This is a genomic window from Porcipelethomonas sp., assembly GCF_051893655.1.
Lineage (GTDB): Bacteria > Bacillota > Clostridia > Oscillospirales > Ruminococcaceae > Porcipelethomonas.
This window is the reverse complement of sequence record NZ_JBJFHN010000022.1, coordinates 1-4678: the sequence shown is the minus strand read 5'-3', so window position 1 is coordinate 4678 and position 4678 is coordinate 1. Positions and strand designations below refer to the sequence as shown.

The window sequence follows — 4678 nt, the reverse complement described above, 5'->3', positions numbered from 1 at the left end:
TAAACAACCTTAAGACCGCTTTGAGCTATCAGATCGGTATTAAGTCCCTGAGCGAGAACGTTATCATAAAAGCGGTCAATAACATCCTGTTTTATATATTCAACCTTTCCTTCTTTTACAGCATCATCAAACTTCATGTATTTAACATCATCAAACATATCAAGAGCATTAACCTTTTCAATGACAGCCTGAGCATCAGTAAGATTCAGCTGACAGCCATCTGCTCCGTATGCCTTATAGCCGTTATACTTTGAAGGATTATGGCTCGCCGTAACCATAACACCTGCCTGACAATTAAGCTCCCTTACAGCAAATGACAATGCCGGAGTCGGCATAAGTTCGCTGTAAATATAAACATGTATTCCGTTTGCTGCAAAAACCCCGGCTGTTGCCTTTGCAAAAACATCTGATTTTATACGGCTGTCATAAGAAACAGCAACGCTTGGATTTTCAAAAGCTTCATTTATATAATTTGCAAAGCCCTGGGTTGCTCTTCTTACAGTATATATATTCATTCTGTTTGTTCCGGCACCGATTACTCCTCTGAGTCCGCCGGTACCAAAATCAAGATTACGATAAAATCTGTCATTAATACCCTCGGCGTCATCCGCAACAGATAAAAGCTCCTGTTTCAGATCCGGATCATCGCATGCTTTTTCACACCACAGAGCATACAGTTCATTAATATTCATATCATTACCTCCTATAAGTTAAGGACATTAAAATGATTTATAATCAGTATTCTTTTTTATTATATCACAAATTCTGTCAAATGTGAAGAGTTTTATCAAAAAACATATTTTAATTATTATTTCTATATAATTTTTGTTGTCCATTTTTCAAGATTCCATACATCTGTAACAATATCCATATAAAATTCCGGTTCATGGCTTACAAGTACTACTGTACCCCTGTATTCTGATACTGCTCTTTTAAGTTCTTCCTTTGCATAAGTATCCAGATGATTAGTAGGCTCGTCCAGAACAAGAAGATTGCACGGTTTGAGCATAAGACTGCACAATCTTACCTTTGCATTTTCTCCGCCGGACAGTACTTTCATCTGTGAGGTAATATGTTCGCTGGTCAGTCCGCATTTAGCCAGTGCACCTCTTACTTCAGCATTTGTCATAGAAGGATATTCCTCCCATATTTTTTCCAGAGCAGTTTTTTCAGAGGAAATTTCCTCCTGTTCAAAATAGCAGATCTCTGCAAACTGGTCAAGAGTTACTGTTCCTGAAACCGGCGGAATTATTCCCAGCATTGTCTTAAGCAGCGTTGATTTTCCCAATCCGTTAACTCCCTTAACGGCAATTTTCTGATATCGCTCCACCTGAAAACTCATAGGCTTTGTAAGAGGTTCATCATAGCCTAAAACAAGATCTCTTGCATCAATCACAACTTTTCCAGTAGTTCTGGAAGGCAGAAATCCGAATACAGGTTTTATTTTTTCCTTTGCCAATGTTATTTTGTCCATTTTATCAAGCTTACGCTGTCTGGATCTCGCCATGTTTGCAGTTGCAGCTCTCGCCTTATTTCTTGCAACAAAATCCTCAAGTCCGGCAATTTCCTTCTGCTGTTTTTCATAAGCCTGTTCAAGCTGACGTTTTTTCAGTTCATACATTCTCTGAAAATTTTCATAATCCCCTGTATAACGGGTGAGAACCGCATTTTCCACATGATAAATAACATTTACTACACTATTTAAAAACGGAATATCATGAGATACAAGAATAAATGCATTTGAATAATTCTGTAAAAAATTTCGCAGCCAGTTTATATGATTTTCATCAAGAAAATTTGTTGGCTCGTCCAATATAAGAATCATAGGATTTTCAAGAAGTACTTTAGCAAGAAGTACCTTTGCTCTCTGCCCTCCGGAAAGCTCTGATACATCCCGGTCAAGACCTATTTCATTCAGTCCCAGTCCGTTAGCATATTCTGATATTCTGCTGTCAATTGTATAGTAGCCATTATTTTCCAGAATATCCTGGATCTCCCCTACTGACTGCATCATTTCATCCATTTCTTCTTCTGTACAGTCTGACATTTTATCATAAAGCGAAAGCATTTCCTGCTCCATATCGCTTAAATAACGAAATGCATCTTTAAGTACGTCATATATTGTCATACCCTTTTCAAGAGTACTGTACTGATCAAGATATCCTGTTGTAATATGGCGGCACCACTCAATCTTTCCCTCGTCAGGCAAAATTTTTCCGGTAATTATATTTAAAAAAGTTGTTTTTCCTTCACCGTTAGCACCTACAAGTCCAATATGTTCGCCTTTTAAAAGCCGGAAAGAAGCATCATTTAATATCTGCCTTGCACCAAAGCCATGGGTAACATGCTCTACATTTAAAATACTCATTTTCAGTTCACATTTCCTATCTGATTTTTACTGAATAGCTTAGCGTTTATTAAAATAGATATATAACAAACGATTGCATTTATTATATCATATTTTTTTATTTAAAGCAAGATTTGACAAAATAAAAAAGCCTCTCCAAAGGAAATCATCCCGAAGAAGCTTTATATAAAACAATTTTATCATATGTATAATTTAAATCAGTAATATCATTACTGCATATATTTCAATGAATCAACAATAATGTCAGCACAGTTGTCAATACCAAATTTTCCACTGTTAAGGCAAAGATTATAATGTTCCTTAAGTCCCCATGTATGACCGGTGTTACCATTGTAAAATGATTCTCTTCGCTTGTCATTCTTTCTGATAATATATTCCGCTGAATCAGAACTTATTCCATAGTTTTCGATAACACGTTTTTTCCTGATTTCCATAGGTGCATAAATAAATACATGAAAACAAGGTTCAAAGTCACGGAGAATAAAATCTGCACATCTGCCGATTATAACACAACTTCCTTTTTGAGCCATATTTTTTATAATTGAAGATATTTCATTATACAGCATATTAGATTTTGGCACTACGCTGTCCAGACTATCGAGTTTTTTTCTGCTTTGTGAAGCAAGTGACAGTTTATACAAAAGGCTCTGAGAAACATTTTCCTGCATACTTTCAAGAAATTCCTCAGGAATATTGCTCTTTTCAGCTGCTGACTCAAGGATTTCTTTATTATAGCACGGTATCCCCAGTTTATCGGCAACCTTTTTTCCTATTTCAAGACCGCCGCTTCCGAATTGTCTTTCCAACGTAATTACTAAATTGTTATTCATATAAACCCCTCCGAGAATAAAATTGTAGCTTGATATAAAAAACGAAAATTTATGTTGAATTATTTTGTAAAATTATAATAAATATTATATCACATTTTTTTCAGGAATTCAAGAGCAATTTTAACTATATTTTAAAAAAAATTATATGAACAGTTTCTAAAAATAAAAAGAGCTTCTTACGATGAAAAAGCTCTTTTTATCATAAAATTAATGATGATTATTTTGCATAAATCTGATCGTCATATTTATAAAGGATCAATGTTACATTTAAATTACCATTTAATGTACGCAGGGAATCAATAAATTTTTTCTGATCAACATTGTTTTTGAGTTCAATACTGTAAACCAAATCAAACAGAGTACCGAAATCAACGGTTTTTACTCTTTTAAGATGCCAAGAAGTAGTATTTTCATCAAGAATACTGTCAAAAAGTCCCTGATAATTAAGATTTTCCGGAACAGTTATTTTAAGAGTCATTGAAGATGTATCAGGCATTCCGTATTTGAAAGCATTAAGTACCAGCATTACTGCACTTAATATGATAATAAATATAGCAGCAAATGTAATATATCCCAGTCCGCAGCTTACTCCGGCAGCCATCGCAAAAAATATGTAAGCTATATCCTTAGGATCACCAGGCACACTCCTGAAACGTACAAGCGAAAAAGCACCTGCAAGTCCGAGAGCCTTTGAAGTATCATTAATCAGAAGAATTATAACTGAAACAATACCCGGCAGCATTACTATTGACATTATGTAACTTTGACTGACACTTTCTTTCCTGTGAGTTGCTTTGTAAAGTATGCTTATTAGAAAACCAGCAGCAACTGCTGCAATGATGCATATTAAAAATGTACCTATAGTAATGTTAGTTCCGATAACCGATTCAAAAATTTTAGGCATATATAACTCCTTTTTCCTGATGAATTTTTTCTTTTACATGGCTTTGATAAGCTCTGCCGTATTTTGAAAAGCTTGTCTTGTAAATTCCCAGTTCTGAAAGCTGTTCGCTTAACCAAAGCGGAATTGAATTGGCAATTTTTATTTCCATAAGCCTTTGATCAGGTCTTATAATCTGTTTGCCGTATGATTCTTTTTTCAGTGTCAGATCATAAGTCCTTTCTGTTATATTCCGGTCAAAAGTCAGACGAAAATCCTTGTCCTCCTTGCCGAAAAACGCCATTCGCTGATAGCTTATATACTGTGCCGGAAATATATCATAATTTCTTTTAAAAACGTCTATTTCATCCAATACCTGATTTGTGATATACTTATCAGAAGCCGGATGAATTCCCGTTTTTATATATGCTTCTGCTTCACGCAGACTCATTGCTACACGCCTTTTTGTAACAATGCCTCCGATTTTTTTCTTAATTTCAATAAATACTTTATCCTCCGGTGATGCCGGTGAAAAATAACTTCTTACTCTGAACTTTTCTTTATAATATGGTTTGGAAAGTGATTCTCTTATTAAAAAGC

Annotated in this window: 4 protein-coding genes and 1 pseudogene; all 5 read right to left on the bottom strand. The window is 35.0% G+C overall.

Features of this window, described 5'->3' with window-relative positions; translation table 11 throughout:
• Positions 1 to 692, bottom strand: a pseudogene (locus tag ACI4WO_RS01090) (phospho-sugar mutase); the annotation flags it as partial.
• Between the two features lie 122 nt (positions 693 to 814).
• A complete protein-coding gene (locus ACI4WO_RS01085) occupies positions 815 to 2368 on the bottom strand; it encodes an ABC-F family ATP-binding cassette domain-containing protein (protein WP_439805711.1) in 1554 nt (517 codons plus the stop codon).
• A 209-nt stretch (positions 2369 to 2577) separates the two neighbouring features.
• Positions 2578 to 3198, bottom strand: a complete 621-nt coding sequence (locus ACI4WO_RS01080) for an AAA family ATPase (protein ID WP_439805710.1) — start codon at positions 3196 to 3198, stop codon at positions 2578 to 2580.
• A gap of 217 nt (positions 3199 to 3415) precedes the next feature.
• Positions 3416 to 4102 (bottom strand): DUF4956 domain-containing protein, encoded by a 687-nt coding sequence (locus ACI4WO_RS01075; protein WP_439805709.1) that lies wholly within the window; start codon positions 4100 to 4102, stop codon positions 3416 to 3418.
• Positions 4095 to 4678, bottom strand: a 584-nt coding sequence (locus ACI4WO_RS01070; RefSeq protein WP_439805708.1) for a VTC domain-containing protein, incomplete at its 5' end; no start/stop codon positions are given. The genes ACI4WO_RS01070 and ACI4WO_RS01075, both read right to left, overlap by 8 nt.